The sequence below is a fragment of the Spirosoma foliorum genome, from assembly GCF_014117325.1.
Lineage (GTDB): Bacteria > Bacteroidota > Bacteroidia > Cytophagales > Spirosomataceae > Spirosoma > Spirosoma foliorum.
The window spans coordinates 6,936,266-6,953,200 of record NZ_CP059732.1 but is presented as its reverse complement, the minus strand read 5'-3'; the positions used below and the strand labels follow the sequence as shown (position 1 = coordinate 6,953,200).

13 protein-coding genes are annotated in these 16,935 nt (G+C 47.5%); 1 reads left to right on the top strand and 12 read right to left on the bottom strand.

The genetic code is table 11. The annotated features are described in order from the left end of the window. Positions 1–83: 83 nt before the first annotated feature. From H3H32_RS29210 to pbpC, 11 genes are all read right to left on the bottom strand, one after another. Positions 84–695, bottom strand: coding sequence for a 4'-phosphopantetheinyl transferase family protein (locus H3H32_RS29210; RefSeq protein WP_182459253.1), 612 nt, complete (start codon positions 693–695; stop codon positions 84–86). Further along, positions 692–949, bottom strand: coding sequence for an acyl carrier protein (locus H3H32_RS29205; RefSeq protein ID WP_182459252.1), 258 nt, complete (start codon positions 947–949; stop codon positions 692–694). The genes H3H32_RS29210 and H3H32_RS29205 overlap by 4 nt, the downstream gene beginning before the upstream one ends. Positions 950–956: 7 nt before the next feature. Further along, positions 957–2,228, bottom strand: coding sequence for a beta-ketoacyl-[acyl-carrier-protein] synthase family protein (locus tag H3H32_RS29200; protein ID WP_182459251.1), 1,272 nt, complete (start codon positions 2,226–2,228; stop codon positions 957–959). After that, positions 2,221–2,667 carry a 3-hydroxyacyl-ACP dehydratase FabZ family protein gene (locus H3H32_RS29195; protein WP_182459250.1) on the bottom strand — a complete coding sequence of 149 codons (447 nt, stop codon included), beginning with the start codon at positions 2,665–2,667 and terminating at the stop codon, positions 2,221–2,223. The genes H3H32_RS29200 and H3H32_RS29195 overlap by 8 nt, the downstream gene beginning before the upstream one ends. Before the next feature lie 9 nt (positions 2,668–2,676). After that, complete coding sequence (locus H3H32_RS29190) at positions 2,677–3,474, bottom strand: SDR family oxidoreductase (protein WP_182459249.1); 798 nt, start codon at positions 3,472–3,474, stop codon at positions 2,677–2,679. Continuing rightward, positions 3,468–4,520 carry a type III polyketide synthase gene (locus tag H3H32_RS29185; protein WP_182459248.1) on the bottom strand — a complete coding sequence of 351 codons (1,053 nt, stop codon included), beginning with the start codon at positions 4,518–4,520 and terminating at the stop codon, positions 3,468–3,470. The genes H3H32_RS29190 and H3H32_RS29185 overlap by 7 nt, the downstream gene beginning before the upstream one ends. Next, positions 4,511–5,230, bottom strand: a complete 720-nt coding sequence (locus H3H32_RS29180; protein WP_182459247.1) for a methyltransferase domain-containing protein — start codon at positions 5,228–5,230, stop codon at positions 4,511–4,513. Before H3H32_RS29180 ends, H3H32_RS29185 begins: the two co-directional genes overlap by 10 nt. Before the next feature lie 44 nt (positions 5,231–5,274). Continuing rightward, positions 5,275–6,405, bottom strand: a complete 1,131-nt coding sequence (locus tag H3H32_RS29175) for an NAD(P)/FAD-dependent oxidoreductase (RefSeq protein WP_182459246.1) — start codon at positions 6,403–6,405, stop codon at positions 5,275–5,277. A 263-nt stretch (positions 6,406–6,668) separates the two neighbouring features. Further along, positions 6,669–12,134 (bottom strand): alpha-2-macroglobulin family protein, encoded by a 5,466-nt coding sequence (locus H3H32_RS29170; RefSeq protein ID WP_182459245.1) that lies wholly within the window; start codon positions 12,132–12,134, stop codon positions 6,669–6,671. 129 nt (positions 12,135–12,263) lie between these two features. Beyond that, positions 12,264–12,695, bottom strand: a complete 432-nt coding sequence (locus H3H32_RS29165) for a nuclear transport factor 2 family protein (protein WP_182459244.1) — start codon at positions 12,693–12,695, stop codon at positions 12,264–12,266. 68 nt (positions 12,696–12,763) lie between these two features. Continuing rightward, positions 12,764–15,184, bottom strand: coding sequence for a penicillin-binding protein 1C (pbpC, locus tag H3H32_RS29160; RefSeq protein WP_182459243.1), 2,421 nt, complete (start codon positions 15,182–15,184; stop codon positions 12,764–12,766). Between the two features lie 75 nt (positions 15,185–15,259). Here pbpC and H3H32_RS29155 point away from each other — a divergent pair, with 75 nt between their 5' ends. Then, complete coding sequence (locus tag H3H32_RS29155) at positions 15,260–16,654, top strand: MBL fold metallo-hydrolase RNA specificity domain-containing protein (protein ID WP_182459242.1); 1,395 nt, start codon at positions 15,260–15,262, stop codon at positions 16,652–16,654. A 72-nt stretch (positions 16,655–16,726) separates the two neighbouring features. Here the strand turns inward: H3H32_RS29155 and H3H32_RS37625 are convergent, their stop codons facing one another. After that, positions 16,727–16,930, bottom strand: coding sequence for a hypothetical protein (locus H3H32_RS37625; protein WP_240543529.1), 204 nt, complete (start codon positions 16,928–16,930; stop codon positions 16,727–16,729). Between the last annotated feature and the right edge of the window lie 5 nt (positions 16,931–16,935).

The following is a 16,935-nucleotide window of genomic DNA, read 5'->3' as shown; positions in this document are numbered from 1 at the left end:
ACCAATGAAGTAAGGTAAATGTTGGCATTTAATTGTACCCACGGGTCCAGCCCGTGAATAACCCAGTAGACGTAAAACACGGACTAAAGCCTGTGGGTACAGTCTATTACAAACGAGCCATAATGACCGTGATGGCTTATACTGATAGGAATGGAAAGCTGCTCTCCTGATGGTTTGATCACTAGCAAGGCAGGAATGCCATTCTGATCTTTTTGTAGGTAGCTGTTGGCAGGAGGAATCGCTAAATAGTCGACACAATATTGCTGGATGTCTTCCTGAATTCGAGCGTTTTGATGCTGATAGGTGGAGTTACTGAACTGAATAATTTCCTGATGGAAAGTGAGTTCGGTATTCGCTAAAATGGCAACGGTAGCGATATGTTGAGGGCTAATGGATGATTTTGTCTGATAAGCCTTCTGATAAAAAACGGTCCCTTCGACCGTTTCCTCACTGAGTGATGTTATGCTGCAGATTAGTTTTTTTGGTGCAAACGCACGCTTTCCCGTTTCGCGAACGCTTACTTTATAAGCACTCTCTTTCATGCTCCAAAGCGTCCAGACCAGGCGCTCGGGATTGGAGGCTGACAGAATAAGGCCTTGTTCGTGAGTTGTAAATAGTTTCTCCAGAAAGCCCCTGCGCTGCCAGTTGCTTTCTCGTTTTGCTTGTGCTGTATCGACAATGTCATTGCCGATCATTTTTCGGCTAGCTTTTTCGTAATGATTTCGATGGCTGAACCAACGGTAAGCATTTGCTCCATCGACTCGTTGTCAATCTCGATATCGTAGGCTTCTTCAACATCCAGCGCAATATCGACCAGGTTGGCCGAATTGATTTTTAGATCCTTAATAAAGTCGGTGTCTTCAGTAATGTGCTCAAATGCCTGTTCATCCTGAACATAGGGCTTCACAATTTTTTTGAGTGTTTCGATTAATTCGTCTTTCGTTTGCATAGTTTGGTCAGGATTGAAATTTCTTTAAAATGACACATGCATTCACATCGCCGAAACCGAAGTTCGCCTTTGCAACTACCTGAATATCTTTATGAATGAGCTGTTGTGGAATTTTTTCAGGATTAATCAATGCCGAACTATCCGGATGTGGATCTTCTGAATTGAGCGATGGGTAAATAAACCCGTGATGCAATTCCAGAACAGCCCCCACGCATTCGATGCTTCCGGCGGCACTCAGGCAATGACCAACCATCGACTTCAGGGAATTAATCATGGGGAAATCATCTCCTCGTCGATTCAGGGCTTCACACCAGGCGCTTACTTCGGCAGAATCTTTTATGGTAGCTGTTAAATGCCCGTCGATCACGTCAATCTCTTTAGGCCGAACATTGGCCTGTTCAAGTGCTTTCTGGATACACCGTTTTACGGCAGCCGCGTTGGGCGCAGTCATAGAACCACCACCCCGCTGGCCACCTGAGTTGACATGCCCGCCAAGTACTTCGGCGTAAATGGTCGCATTTCGTTCCTGCGCACTAGCCAGCGATTCGAGTACCAAAGCTCCTGCACCACTGGCCGGTACAAAGCCGCTGGCGGTGGCACTCAAAGGTCTCGATGCTTTTTCTGGGGTGTTGTTATATTGATAGGGAAGCACGCGCATGGCATCGAACCCGCCCCAAATGTAAGGGCCATGATCATTGCAGCTACCCGCCAGCATCCGCTTAGCATGACCGTTGACGATTCGGTCGTAGGCCAGCCAAAGGGCTTCGGTACCGGTAGCACAAGCTGATGAATTGGCTGTAATTTGATTACCGAGCCCCAGCATGCCGCTCAGGTACGCACTAACCCCACTGGTCATGGTTTGCACTACAGCCGTGCTACCCAATCGCCGAACTTGCCCCTGGTCAACTTTATAGATGGACTCCCTGAGTTTGTCGATGCCTAAAATGCCAGTTCCAAAGACAATGCCACTTTCCCAATCGGGTTCATCGGTAGGCATGCTGAGGCCCGCGTTTTGCCAGGCTTCCATTCCCGCAATAACCCCATAAACGACCCCGCTGCTATTGAGTTGATGAAGTTGTAAGTCCGAAAAATACTGATGCTTGTGTGCGTCGGTTACGGGTGGAATTCCACCAACCTGACAGGAGAATTTCAGGTCGGCTAATTCCTGATGAAACGTGATGCCGCTTCGCCCTTGTTGAATGGCTTCCAGAAACAAAGGGACACCCACGGCATTAGGAGCAACGACCCCCAATCCCGTAATAACGACTCGATTACGCATACGTTTTCGGTTTCATCATACCTGAAATAGCGCCCCGGCAAACCAATTCGCCAGCGCTGTTTACCATTTCTACTTTACACTTCAACTTATGAAATCGAAAATAGTCTTTTGTGGACCGAACAGTAACCGTTTCGGTAGGGAGAACGGGTTTGTAAAAATCAATCTGGGTGGATGTCAAAGCAATATCGATATCGCTTTGCTGGGTTTCGGTCAACAAAAAAATACCCAGACAAACGACGCCTATCTGGGCCATTACTTCCGTCAAAATAACGCCCGGTGTAATCGGTTTATCAGCAAAATGCCCTTTGTAAAAATAGGCATCACTAGGAAACGTATAGCTGCCCTCAGCCCCGTTCTCGTCAATTGAATGCAGGTGATCGACAAACAGAAACGGTTTGCTATAAGGTAATTTCGAAAGGATATGGCCGAAGTTCTGCAATGGATATCGTTATTGAAGGTGTTCACCGCCGTTTACCGGAATCACCGCGCCGTTAATCCAGGCGGCTTCATCTTTGCATAGCAAATACGCTACATTGGCCACATCGGTTGCCTGAGTCAATCGAGAAAAAGGATTTCGTTGCTTGCTCATCGTAAGCAGCGCGTCAGAATCGGGAATCATGCGTAACGACGCCGTATTGGTAACGCCCGCCATAATGCAGTTGGCCCGAATCCCATACGGGGCCATCTCCAGCGCAATGCTCCTTGAAATGGCTTCAAGAGCCGCCTTGGCTGCTGAAACGGCCGCATAGTTTTTCCAGGCTTTGGTGCTGCCTTCGCTGGTAAAACTAAGGATACGGGCATCGGGAGCAAATAACGACCCGACCAGCAAGTCTTTCGTCCAATCGTATAAACTGATCGCCATTGCCTCGATCGTTAACTGGAAATCGTCGTGCTGAAGTTGCCGTTGATCATCGGAAAGCATAGGTTTCAGGTTTCCTTTGGCAATGCTGTGGATTAAGGCACGGACTTTTCCCTGTTCGCCCAGATGCGTCCGTAACTCAGCGATTAGAGTGCTTCGCTTTTCGGGATTGGTGGCATCGATATTGTATTGTTTGAGTAAAACGCCCTGGCTTTCAATACGGTTAAATTCGGCTTCTACAGCCGCCAAATCCGCTTTTCGGGTTCGATGGACAATGCAGATATTCATGCCGTGTTGGGCGAGTTTTTGAGCTGTTGCCAGTCCTAATCCAGAGCTGCCACCTAAAATAACCGCCCAATAGTTTTGATCGCCAAACTCTCTTACCATTTCAGTAAAACACGTTGCGCGGAAAAACCAGGACCAAAACTTAACATGAGTCCGTATGAATCTTTTGCTGGCTGTTTATCCATAAATCGCTCCAGTACATAGAGAACCGTAGCGCTCGACATGTTGCCATACAGACGTAATACCTCCTTCGTTTCATTAATATTCTTGCCCATCCGGCCGAAAATTTCCTGCACCACTTCCACAATTTTCCGACCACCCGGATGGAATATCAAGTGCGAAATTTCCTCAATAGTCAAGTGATTTTTCTCCAGAAATGGGTAGATGATGTCTGGAAAATGAGCGGCAATTGTATCTGTGACGGATTTATCCAACACCATTTGTAAACCCGTATTCGTCAAATCGAAGCCCATTAAATGGGTGGCTTCGTAGAAATGATACATCTCTTCGGCGACAACTTCTGGTCCTGTATCGGCATCGTCGGAAGAAAGCAATACGCAGGCGGCTCCATCTCCAAAAATAGCCGCACTGACAATATTGGCCATTGAGAAATCATCTAGTTGGAACGTGGCCGTTGGCGATTCGACCGCAATGAGGGCTGCCCTTTTTCCGGGATTCGCTTTTAGGAAATTCTTCGCGTAAATGATGCCTGAAACCCCAGCCGCACAACCCATTTCAGTAACGGGAAGCCGAACCACATCCTGCCGCATCTGGAGATTATTGATCAAATACGCATCCAGCGAAGGAATCATAATACCGGTGCAACTTACGGTAATCAGATAATCAATATCCGTGACGTTCCAGGTCGTTTTTTCGAGCGCATTTTTCAGCGCGATTTCAGCTAATTTTATTGACTCCCGACTATAAATAGCGTTTTTCTCAGCGAAGGAAGTTGTTGAAAAAACTTCATCAGGCCCCATTATCGAATAGCGCCGATCGACAGCCGCATTTTCAAATATCTTCTTTACTTTTCGCTGGAAACGCGTATCCTGGTCAACCAGCCAGGCGTCCAGAAATGGTAAAATGTCTTTTGTATCTCGCCAATGTTGAGGTAATGCTTTTGCTACAGACGTAATTTTTACAGGCATAGGTTTTTAATAATCCATTGATAGCGAAAAGCCCACTTCCAGGTAATACGGTATTCTCTTAGATACAGTTGCTTCGAGAATTTTTCTAAATCCTGTCTTTTAAAGCCGCGAAGAATAGAGGTAAGTCCATCCTCTCTGGACATATCGTTCAACTGAAAGACAAAACAAATGAGTTGAAAAAGTCGGTAAGCTAAAGCGCTTCGCTGTAAGTCATTGATAACTATGCCGAGTTTTGCTTTGTTTGTCAGCAGCGTCATTAATGAGACAATTTCCTGATCGGCAAAATGATGTAACGTTAAGGTACATACGGCAATGTCGTAGTTCAGATCTGCAAAGTCGCTATCGAATATATTCAGAACCGCATAGGTAATATCTGGATACGATTGGGAGAGCGTTTGAGCATGATTGATTGTGTATGCATTGGCATCGATACCCAGAATAGTAACGTTAAGTCCTTCTTTATGAGCGAAATCAGCAACGGCCCGACACATATCGCCGTTGCCACAACCGATGTCTATGATGGAAAGCGGCTTTCCTTTGGGCCAGTCTTTGGTTAGTTTTTTTAGACCGTCGAGCGTAATTTTATTGCCTCCCAGCCACTGATTGATCAGCGCAATTTTATCCAGCGCATCGCTTAATTCATGCCCAGTCAACGCAAAATCATCCATTATTTCTTCTTTGGCTGTGCGTTGAGAAGTATCTACTGGCATTGGCTTTCCTAAATTTGGTAAGTGACTGTTTTTGTGAATTCTGGTCAATTAACGGCTAATAAACTTCCATGTGTTTGTTTAATAATGAGCGGTAAAATAGCTGGCGTTAACTGAAGCCCATTCAAAAGAACTGATGCTGCCGTTGCATTTTGTAAGACAGATTGTAGTAATCGTCCTGCGGTTAATCTTGTTGTAAACTCCTTGTTCCAGGCATGAATATAGTATTTTTCTAAAGTAGCTCTGGTCATTTCGGGAGTATGCAAATAAGTGATCACTAATTCGGAACAGATTTTTGCACTATGAATGGCCATCGCCATGCCGTTGCCACACAATGGGTGAATAACGCCAGCGGTATCGCCACACATTAACAGGTGATTTTCTATAGGCTGCTTTTTAGAAAATGAAATCTGACTAATCGTTAATGGCTTATTGAATAAAGGGGTGGCCTTCGAAAAAAAATCCTTCAAAAAAGGGTTTTGGTTCATAACCTCATGCTGAAAACTATCAATGCTTTTATACTTTTTAAAACTGCTGTAATTAACCAGATAGCAAGCATTGACAATCCCATTTTCTACCTGACATAGCCCACAATATCCCCCCTGAAAATTATGAAGTGACACCAAATCTGACGGAAACTCGGCTCGATAATGAGCCTTTACGCCCATCCACGGAGATTCTTTCTCGATGAATGCTCGGTGCAAACGTTTATCGAGCGACGAGCGCTTGCCGTAAGCGCCAATAACCAGTTGCGCTGTATAGCTTTTGTCATCGGAAGTGGTAACTACAAAGGAGTCATTTGTGAACTGAACATCAACAACCTGTGCCTGGATACCCGTAACGCCCGATTCCAGCGCTTTTTTATAAAGCAGATTATCGAACGTATAGCGACTCAGCCCGAAGCCGCCCAATGGCAAGTTACTTTCGATGGTTTTTCCAGAAGCGGTACTGAATAGAAAGCGACTTAGCTGAGAAGGGTTGAACTCATTGACCGAAACGCCGAGCTGTTGCAGGTAGGGCAGTACTTCGTTAGAGACATACTCACCGCAAACTTTGTGCTGCGGATAGGCATGTTTTTCAATAAGTATCACGCGCACATTGGCCTGGGCAAGATGAATGCCTGCCGTTAACCCTGCCAAACCACCACCAATAATAAGTACGTCGGCATCGTAAGGCATAGGTAGACGATTTTGTGAAAGTTGATAAAGCTATTTGAATTAGAGAAAGCCCCACTAGGGGCGGCCTGTCAATAGCTTAGCAAAATCATGATTTAGTTAAAGCGCCGTAGGTGCGACCTATTTTTGCTTTTAGGTCGCACCTACGGCGCTTTAGCCAAGAAACTCATTATTTCTCTATTGACAGGTCGGGCCTAAGGCCCTAAATCAATTAGCTTCAAAGTCTTATTGATAACCATTGTATAGAGTAACATGTTTCGCTGAAATTACTTTACCACCACAACCCCTGCGCCGTTGTAACTACGATAATCGCTGCTGTACATTGCATCAGCCGAGACAGGGCCAACCACGAAGCGACCTTTGGATACCGCTCTGGTTAAATAATAAAATGTTCGCGTGGTGCCGGTGGCCGTGGTGTAAAAGTTAATCCGGTCGTCGCGCAGGTCGAAATAATCGGGGGCATCAGGCTTCTGAATCCAGGGCATATCGCGAGGTTCGGTCAGTCGTGGGTTTTCGACTTCGAGTCCCGCCGGTAGCAAGTCCGTTACAACAACATTTTCAATGTCTAGCCCATTTGTACTGGCGAGCGTGATTTTTACGACGACCAAATCGTTCTGCCGAATGGTACTAATCGATCGGCCTTCCCGATCAAGGTATTCCCGGCGAACGCGTAAACCGTTGTCTTCTTCGGCAATTTTCCCGCTAGCCGGAATCCCTTCACTCTGTCCGAAATAATAAACATTGCCAGACCCACTGGCTGATAGCGTAAGTGGCGCATTGGTTGGAACCCGTTTGATATTCAGCAACGCATCGTTCATGGTGCCCAATGATTTTCCGCCCGATGTCAACGTGGCCGTAGCGGTACTGCTAGCCGTTTGCCGAGCCAGTTTGCCCAGAGCTAGGAAAGCAAAAGCGGCTTCCTGAGTATTGAGATAGGTTGTTTGTTTCAACACACCTGACAGCTGTCGGGCGAGCGTTGGAATTTGCAAATTGTCGCTATCCGTATCCACAAGCGCATCGAGAACAAGCGCCAGATTCCGCACGGGCGACGCATAACTGCCACCTGTTTGATGCCCGGTTGTGTTATCGGTAAACTTCTTAGGTAACAGGGCCGAAAAACTACGGGTATCCCCAACGCGGAAGAAGGACGAAGCCAGTAGATAGCGACTGTCGGGCGTGAGTAAGCTGGCGTTTTGCTTGTAGTAATTCATGGCCGACCGGTTGGGTTTACCCGCGACAGCAAGCGCATAAAGTCCATAAATACTTGTGCGACTGGCCACTTTATGAATCGTGCGTCCACCAGTTTCATCGAAAGTGACAGCGTTTTCGGTAGCTGGGCTGTTGGTATAAGTTGTTAGGAAGTCGATGGCTGAACTCAATACAGATGGCCGAACATCATAGCCCGCTTCCTGCGCTTCGGCAAGGAAATGAACGGCGTATGCACTGGCCCATTCGTCAACGTTCGATTTTCCCGCTACGGCTGCCATTCCCGGCCACATCGTGAAGCCGCCATTGGGCGCCTGTTGGCTTTCGACCGTTTGAACTGCCTGCCGAACATTGGTTGCGGGATTCATATCGCTGTCGCCCGCCCGCACGAAATAGGTATTGCTGGCTAACTGTTTGGCCAAATCGGCGAAGTACAATTGCGGAAAGGCCTTTGAGATAGTTTGTTCGATACAGCCGTGTGGGTAGCCCAGTAAATACGACAATTCACGCCCATACTGTGCCACTGGTGATCGACTCAAGGTTACGCTGGCCTTCGCGGTACCCGGTAGGAAATTTCCTGCCAGTTGGAGGGTCTGCGACTTGCCACCCGCCACTGCGCCTGACACAGCTGTTTTCTGTAGTGAGGCTGCTGGCCGAACCGTAATATCCGTCGTTTCCGTAAATGTCTCGCCCAGTCCGTTGGCGGTTACCGTAATCGTTCCGGCCCCGATTGCCTGTTTGGCGGAAACACGGAAAACCGCCCGGCTTTCACGGCCGGGTTGAATAGTAAGTTTCTGAGAGCTTACACTATCCGCTACAAGCGGACCTGTCAGGCTTAATTTGGCGGTAATTGTAGCGGCCTGTTTTGTTGTGTTGCTCAGATTGACAGGAAGTTCAACCTGATCGCCGGGCGTCAGAAAGCGAGGAACGCCGGTACTAATGACAATTGGGTCAGCGACTTTCATATTGCTGTTCGATGACCCAAACGCGTTGTCTTTATAGGCAACAGCCATAATCCGCAGATCGCCTGAGAATTGCGGAATATCGACCGAAAACTCGGCCTCGCCATTAAAGCCAGTTTCTAAAATGCCGCTCCATAAAGCAACCAATCGAACCCGACCATTGCTAAGCGGGTTGACACGTTTTTCTAAATCATAGCCATCCCCCCCAACACTTGATGTCGACTTCAGCGATAGTTCAGGATAGAGTAAGGCATACAGGTCATGACTACCCACTTCGAGCGCGCGTTTCTGGTAGAAGAAGCCGTATGGGTCAGGCGTTTTAAAGTTTTTCAACTGCAAAATCCCCTCATCCACAACAGCTACGGTTACCTGCGCATTACTGGCCGTTTTAATCCGAATCGTCTGCTTCGTTTTCGAACGGGATTGCGTTACTGCCGTAATGGTTACAGGGAGTTTCGTGTCATCATCAGTCACCGAAACAGGAGCGAATCCGTGAGCAACTGTTAATGGAAGATTCGTATTGTCGATGGCGCGAATGAGCGTGGCCGTTACATAGACGTTTGGCAGGTGCTCACTCCCAACCGAGAAACTCCATTCGGCCGATTTATTGGTTGTGGTAAGCCAATGTTGTTCGAGCACCCGGTTCCGCTCAACGGTTACAAGCAGTTTTCCGTCGAAGGGTGCTTTGAAGAGAACCTTAGCTTTTTCGCCGGTTTTATAGGCTGGCTTGTCGAGCGTCATTAGTACTTGCCCTTCGGTACTTACTTCAAAAGACGACGCAGACGTGCTCCCATACCCATAAGCGTAAAAACCTGTAGCCGCGTAGTTAGTGCCACCAGGTCGCCGAACGCGAATTTCGTATTCGCCCGAAACGGTCGGCACATACCGAAAACTTGACTTTCCACCTTTAAAAATCAGCGAATTTGTATACACAGACTTCTCGCGTCGTTTGGTCGAATACTTTATGCGATCGCCGTCTTTCTCAATAACCGTCTGGTAATCATAGCGTATGACTTCTACGGAAGCAGAGGCCGAAGCTTTTAATGTTCCCGCAGGGTCGAGGGCGACAAGTTCCGCAGCAATGGGGGCGTTTGTCGCTACATATCGGTCGGGAAGGCGCACGCCGAAGAAGGTGTCCTGAGTCAACACATCCAGCCGTCGGAGTCGGTTAACGGGGCGGCCATTTTCGTCAAATACGGTCACAAAAAGTTTGGCTTCCAATACGCCAATGTCCTGATAAAGACCTGAAATGGGGAATTTCTCCGTGGCCTGCCCGTTGGCATTCGTGCGTCCCTGCCGAACTTCTTTCGGGAAAACATCTGGTTTGCCTGTCGCGTCTTCCTGCGTAGCTACTGCGCCATTGGGAATATCGAAGTCATACTCTTCAAACCCTTTTGGGGCAAAGGCTTTTCGCTTCAATTGCAACTCAATTTCATAGGCACGATCGGAAGCTGGAGGGCCAAACAAATTCATGGCCGTAGCTGAAAGCGTGATGGTCTGCCCCGATTTGTAGCTGGTTTTATCGGTTAGCACATCCACCTTTATTCGATCTGGAACGAACTCTTCAACGCTCACCAATTGCGAGGTTAACAGAACGTTGTTGGCGTTGAGGACCTCAACCGTGTAACTACCCGTTACGGCGGCTGGGTTAAGTGGCACGTCGGTAGCCACAGCCCCTTGTTTATTCGTGGTTTTACGGAATGCGCGTAGTTCACGGCCATTGGGCGTTAAAACGCGAATAAGCACCGGAATTTCGCCAACGCTTTGCCAGCTCTGCGACCGGATAACGGTGTTAAAATGAATGGTTTCGCCGGGCCGGTAAATATCACGGTCGCCGTATACGAAGGCATCAAAACCCGATTCGTTATCATATTTGCCTTCGACATTGAAGCGTGACGTTTCGACTTGTGTATCTGGCAGGAATAGGAAATTGAAGTCATCGGCGGTGCGGGCCGTAAGCAGTGCGATTTTGAAACCCGGTGCTTTTTCGGTCACCTTATCAAACTTGGCAAAACCACTACCATCGGTTGTGAGCGTGTAAACCGATTGGTTATTGTTGCTCACCAGTGTCACTTCAACCCCCTGAATAGGCTCGGCAGTACGGATGGAGTTGGCCCAGACCAGCACTTCATTTTTTGTCTCATGAGCAACAAGTCCAATGTCGGAGACCGACACTAACTGGCTGGCTTGCAGATAAGCTTCGTCTTTAGAGTCGACAGAAACCAGATAGACACCCCGGAAATTGTTATTCTGTTCGGGTAATGATAAATTCAACGCCGAAACACCCCGTACTTTAGGCAGATCGGTTGTTTCGACGGTTTTCTTGACGAGAACATCGCTTAAGTCACCTTGCTCGTCGTCGCTATAATTAAATGATCCTGATGGCCCCCACTCGCCATTGGCATTTTCCTTATAGTCTTCATAGCGATTATTTCGGAAGTAATTCAGGAGATTATTTTCGTACACTTTTGCTATTTTGACCTCTACTTTCGGCACGTTAACGATGTTAAGTCCAATGTTACGCGCCCCTTTCGACGACAAGTACAAGGCTTTTTTATTCGTAAACTGAATGCTGGCGGGCATTTTTCCGAAGAACAGATCTTTGCTGACGGGTTCTTCCAGCTTCGTGCCTAACACCCCGCGCATCTGATCGGTGAGTGTCAGAACGTAGGTGTCGGTTTCGTTGAAGTCCCCTCGAATGATGAATCCGTTTTCGGTGAGTTCGGCTGTGGTTTCAGCTTGTGGCTGAATCGTGTATAGCTTGTTAAGCTCTCCCGGTTGTAACTCCTGCGTCGTAATAACTCGCACTACGCCTTTATTATTCTCGAAACTCGTTTGTACATCCGTAACTTCTATTTTGTATCGAGACGGCAACGTACTGGTTTCTTCAATTGCTTCTTTGCTAACGTAGGCCGTGTTGGGCACTTTCAGCCCTTTGTCTAGTTTGATGGTTAACGGTTGTTCGTTCTTTTGGGCAGGCGCATTGGTCAGTGTAAGTGCCACTGAATTTTGCGCATTATTGGGCAGTGTTTGCGCCGTAAGTGGCTTATCTTCAGAAGAAACGCCCAGTTTTTCGGCTACTTCTGCCGATGAAACGGGGTAATTAAAATTAAGTCGGCTTTTAGCGACAGGCTGTCCGGTTTCGCGCGAGCGTGACCACCAGTTTTCGGTACTGGTGAGTTGGAGGTAAGGGGTGTGAAAGGCAATATCATCGCCCGAAATTTTTAAATCTTTTTTATCCGAACGCTTTACTAAATCATCGGTGAGTTCGGCGCGGTAGTCAGTTGCCGGATCAAAAGCCTTAGCAGGAGAAAAGACCAGCTCATTGGGAGCCGTCCATTTGAATTTTCCTCGAACAGCGGGAATGAAGCGAACATACTGAGTTGAGTCCCATTCATCGAACTGATTGCTTGGCCCAACATTTTTGTTGAATGTAAAAATCAGATTCTGTGTCTGCTGAACCTCATCCTCGAAATTGCGACCGACAACCGATACTTCGTTGAATGGCAGGCGGGAACACTGGAAAAGCAAAAGGGAAAAAAGGAGAAAAAGGCTTGTTTTCATGGGGTTATTGGAGAAGTGCCGAATATTAGCGAAAAACCCGTTCACATGGATGAACGGGTTAGCTTTCGGCAACTATATATACCTGAGAAAATGGACCTTATCTGTTCACTAGAATTTTATGTGTGCTTACTACCGCATTGGGGTAAACTGCACATTGGCGATTTTCCAGGTGCTTCCCTGTTTTACGCAAGTAAGCGCAAACGAAACGGTATTATCAAATCCATTGCCCTGAACGTTGCCTTTCGCTTTCCAGGTGCCAGTCATTACGGCGGCATCGTTGTTGTACTGGCGTACTCGTGTCCCAGAAACCGTGGCCGCATCAACCACAACATAGCCACCCCCAACGCCCTGTACCAGCATATCCCCTTCAACGGAACTACCATCGAAACTAACGAGGCTAAAGTCGGGAGTGAATAGTGACCCCAAGGTTTTGCTGTCTTCATCGAGCATAGCTTTGAAGAAGGCGTTGCCGAGCGCTGTCGGGTCTTGTGTAGGGTCCTGCTGGGCAAAGGTTGCCGTGGTGAGCAATAGAGAAGCGCACAAAATGAATAAAGTCTTCATGTATAAGGAATTGGGTTTTGTGTCGGAAAAGTCTTGATAAAATAGGAAAAAGCAAAATCAGGAAATGATTACTCATGCTGGACAAGAATGCGAATGTCGCTGCTTCGTCCTTTATCATCGGCGCACGAAATTTTTAACGCTCCCGGTCTGGGTTTGAAGAATACGGCTTCGGTTGGTTTGGCCTTGCTGTAGAGTTTATCATTCAAATACCAGAACACAGTTTGTACATCATTGGCCACCTGACAACTTAGCTCCATTTCGGCGGGTTGTTTTGGATTAATAAAATATTCGCTGCCATTCGTAAGACTTGTAATTTGCGGCCCAGCTTGCTCTGTGCTTCCAAACACCCGTTCGCAGGCTGGGTTGTGCGGAGGTACAACCTCGAATGGTATGTGCCGACTCTTATAAAACGCAATGATCTCTGGGGATAGATTGGGATAAGCCTTGCGAACAGCACCACTATCGGGTCGGCATTGTGTACAATAGGAAATTGTCCCCGCAGCATTCGTGAAAACAGCTTTCTGATGCTGACAATGGCGATACCTCGACACCCCCATGATGCAATAATCGGTCACTGGGTTTGTACAAAACTCACCCGGAATGTCGCCTGTTTCGGGACAGATAAGCCGCATCGATAGCTTGCTTGCATCTTTGGGCGCCTTGAACCATCCTGTCGGAGAATTGTAATCGAGGACGTTGAAAAGCTGGAATAGTAAAGGGGTTGCCGTGTTGGCACCACTAAGTTCGGGTACGCCAATTCCTGAAAAATTACCTACCCACACACCAATTGTATATCGTTGATTATAGCCTATGCTCCAGGCGTCTCGTCGTCCATAGGAGGTGCCGGTTTTCCAGGCAATACGCGGAAGATGATAGCTGTTATCGAAATTGTTAGGCAGGTCAGGCCGAGTGATTTGTGTAAGTGTGTGCGTGACGAGATAGGCGGCTTCTGGGGTCATAATATTTACCCCAGCCCCTAGCCCCCTCCCCTTGAAGGAAGGGGAGGGGGAATTAGTCAATTTGTGTTTATCCCCCTCCCCTTGTTTAAGGGGAGGGGTTAGGGGTGGGGTGAAAACCAGAGGCTCCCAATTCCCCCCATTCGCCAACCCGGCATACAGCCGCGTCATTTCTTCCAATGTCACCCCACAGCCGCCCAAAATCATGGAAAGTCCCAGTTCCTTTGCCTGTTTTTTTATCGCCGTAAACCCCGCTTTCTGAAGGGTTGACACCAGAGCTGGCGTACCCATTTCTTTTAAGAGAGCCACCGCTGGAATATTTAGCGAATTAGCCAGGGCAAATTCTGCCGTAACAGGGCCATTGAACCGACGGTCGTAGTTGTCAGGTTCGTAGCCGCCAAAATTGATGGGTACATCGGCGAGTTTAGTTTTGGGCGTAATGATACCCGCATCAAAGGCAAGTCCATACAACAGCGGCTTTAAGGCACTGCCCGGCGATCGTATTGCCCGTACTCCATCAACCTGACCACCGTCAAACGTATTAGTGAAATTTGCAGACCCAACATACGCAACTACCTCATGCGACAGGTTATCCACAATCAGCACCGCCGAATTGTGGATATTATACGCTCGAATCCGATCGGCATACCGCTGCACTACCTGCTCGGCAGTGGCTTGGGTAGCTGACTGTAAGGTCGACTGAACAATGGGCGTCGTTGGGTTTTCGGCATGCAGCCGTCGCGACAAATGTGGTGCTTGTTGTGGCGCTTCCCGCCGGTAGGCCGTGAGCGGCTCGTTTAAGGCATCCTCAATAGCTTCGTCGTTGAAAAGCTTGGCCGTACGGAAGCGGGCGAGCCAGCGGTTGCGCTCCTGTACGACAAGGGCATTTCGCACGCCTAATCGTAAACTCGACGGACGGTTGGGAATAATGGTTAAGGTGGTTAATTCGGCCAGACTCAGCAATACGGGCGGCTTCCCGAAATATAACAACGAAGCTGACTTAAGCCCTTCGATGTTGCTCCCGTACGGAATCAGGTTCAGGTACAATTGCAGAATCTCATCCTTCGAATAATGGACTTCCAACTGTAAGGCCCGAAACAATTCAATAAGTTTACTGCTGTACGTACGGTCGCGGGGTTCGAGAAGACGGACTGTTTGCATCGTGATGGTCGAGGCTCCCGATGTTCGCCGACCCGTCAGAAGATTTCGGGTGGCTGCTCGAAACATAGCAACCGGATTAAAGCCGGGATGATACCGGAAGTATTTGTCTTCTTTAAATAAAATGGCGTCGCGGAGCGTGGGGGTAATCTCGTTGAGTTCGGCATACATGCGCCACTTGTCGTCGCGGCTCAAAAAGGCATGTAAAATAGAACCATCACGGGCCGTGATGATTGTTGAATAAAGAACATTGGTAGAAACAGGGAAGAAAAAATCCAGGCTGAAAAAAATCAATAAGCCAGCACTAGCAGTTCTCACTACACGCGATTGCCAAAATCGTTTCCCTATTAGTTTACCTTTTTCAATAATCAACATGATAAGTCCGTGAAACTCTCTGTTTATTTGCACGTCTCACATAAAGAACAGGTTTACCGAGAACATACCTAAATCATGACCATTCAATTTTTCGGTGCAGCCCGTACCGTTACGGGCAGTAAACACCTACTAACAACTGCCAATGGCAAACAAATCTTGCTCGACTGTGGGCTTTTTCAAGGCATTAATACCGATGAACTGAATCAAGAGTTTGGCTTTGATCCGGCTCAGGTCGATTATATGGTGCTTTCTCATGCACACATCGATCACACGGGACTGATTCCACGCCTTGTTCGGCAAGGATTTAAAGGGCCAATTTATACAACCTCAGCGACCATTGACCTTTGCGAAGTGATGTTGATGGATAGCGCCCGCATTCAGGAGCGCGATCTTGAGCGGGTCAACGAACGACGCACCCGTCGGGGGGAGCCTGAGCTTGAAGCGCTGTACGATGAAAACGATGTGCAACACGCGCTCGATCAGATGAAACCGGTTCATTACGGTAGCCCGTTCGTTATTTGTGATGAAGTGACGGGCCTGCTAACCGATGCTGGCCATTTGCTTGGTAGTGCGTCTGTTAGTCTGACTATCCAGGATAACGGCATTGAAAAACACCTCTTTTTTAGTGGCGACATTGGTCGGCCAGATGATAAAATTCTGCGCTCGCCTGATACATTTCCTCAAGCCGACTATATCATTTGCGAATCGACTTACGGTGATCGGCTACATGAAGCTGAACCGGATATGAAAGCCCATCTGCTGAATATTGTTCGGCAAACCTGCGTAGAGAATAAAGGTAAACTTATTATTCCGGCCTTCGCAGTTGACCGCACGCAGGAGTTGATTTATGCACTCGATCAGTTGGAAAGCGAAGGACGACTGCCCAGACTACCAGTTTATATCGACAGCCCCATGTCGGTAAAAGCGACGCAGGTAATGCGCGATCATGAAGAGGATTTTAATCCCGACATTCTGGCTTATATCAAAAAAGACGGCGATGCATTCGATTTTCCCAATCTCCATTATGTAACGGATGTAAACGAATCGAAGGCGATCAATGACGATAAGGAACCCTGTATCATTATTGCGCCTTCGGGTATGGCCGAAGCCGGACGCATCAAGCACCATATTAAAAACAATATCACAAAACCCAACACGACCATTTTAATGGTTGGCTATGCGTCGCCTAACAGTTTGGGTGGAGCTTTAAAAAGAGGTGATAAAGAAGTAACGATTTTTGGAGAACGCTATCCGGTTATAGCGAAGGTTGCCATAATGGATTCGTTCTCGGCGCATGGCGATTATCGTGAGATGCTGCACTTTTTAAGCTGTCAGAATCCCGCTAGGGTCAAAAACGTATTTCTAGTTCATGGCGAATACGATAAGCAACTCGTTTGGAAGGGGCATTTGGAAGAGGCTGGGTTTCAGAATATCGAAATACCAGAAATGCGGCAGAAAGTAACACTATAAATTCCTGTGAACTAAAAGGCCCTCCATTTTTCGAAAAATGAAGGGCCTTTATTTATGAACTACACCGATTCGTCAGGTGAACCGAACTCGTGAAAAGCAATGGTTCAATACTACTCGATATACTTTGCCAAATTGTAGATAACACCAGCGCTTAAGCTGTTTAACTTCTTTAGGAATCAGTAATTTAATAGCCTTCGCTAATTCTTTTTCAAAGAGACCTTTATCAAAGCTCACCTTCTGAAGGATGGTTTTGATATATTCGAGCATAGAGAGCATAGAGA

Bases quoted from the DNA above. Each gene is read 5' to 3' on its own strand.
- H3H32_RS29210 (WP_182459253.1), bottom strand. From the start codon at position 695: ATGATCGGCAATGACATTGTCGATACAGCACAAGCAAAACGAGAAAGC.
- H3H32_RS29205 (WP_182459252.1), bottom strand. From the start codon at position 949: ATGCAAACGAAAGACGAATTAATCGAAACACTCAAAAAAATTGTGAAG.
- H3H32_RS29200 (WP_182459251.1), bottom strand. From the start codon at position 2,228: ATGCGTAATCGAGTCGTTATTACGGGATTGGGGGTCGTTGCTCCTAAT.
- H3H32_RS29190 (WP_182459249.1), bottom strand. From the start codon at position 3,474: ATGGTAAGAGAGTTTGGCGATCAAAACTATTGGGCGGTTATTTTAGGT.
- H3H32_RS29185 (WP_182459248.1), bottom strand. From the start codon at position 4,520: ATGCCTGTAAAAATTACGTCTGTAGCAAAAGCATTACCTCAACATTGG.
- H3H32_RS29180 (WP_182459247.1), bottom strand. From the start codon at position 5,230: ATGCCAGTAGATACTTCTCAACGCACAGCCAAAGAAGAAATAATGGAT.
- H3H32_RS29175 (WP_182459246.1), bottom strand. From the start codon at position 6,405: ATGCCTTACGATGCCGACGTACTTATTATTGGTGGTGGTTTGGCAGGG.
- H3H32_RS29170 (WP_182459245.1), bottom strand. From the start codon at position 12,134: ATGAAAACAAGCCTTTTTCTCCTTTTTTCCCTTTTGCTTTTCCAGTGT.
- H3H32_RS29165 (WP_182459244.1), bottom strand. From the start codon at position 12,695: ATGAAGACTTTATTCATTTTGTGCGCTTCTCTATTGCTCACCACGGCA.
- pbpC (WP_182459243.1), bottom strand. From the start codon at position 15,184: ATGTTGATTATTGAAAAAGGTAAACTAATAGGGAAACGATTTTGGCAA.
- H3H32_RS29155 (WP_182459242.1), top strand. From the start codon at position 15,260: ATGACCATTCAATTTTTCGGTGCAGCCCGTACCGTTACGGGCAGTAAA.
- H3H32_RS37625 (WP_240543529.1), bottom strand. From the start codon at position 16,930: ATGCTCTCTATGCTCGAATATATCAAAACCATCCTTCAGAAGGTGAGC.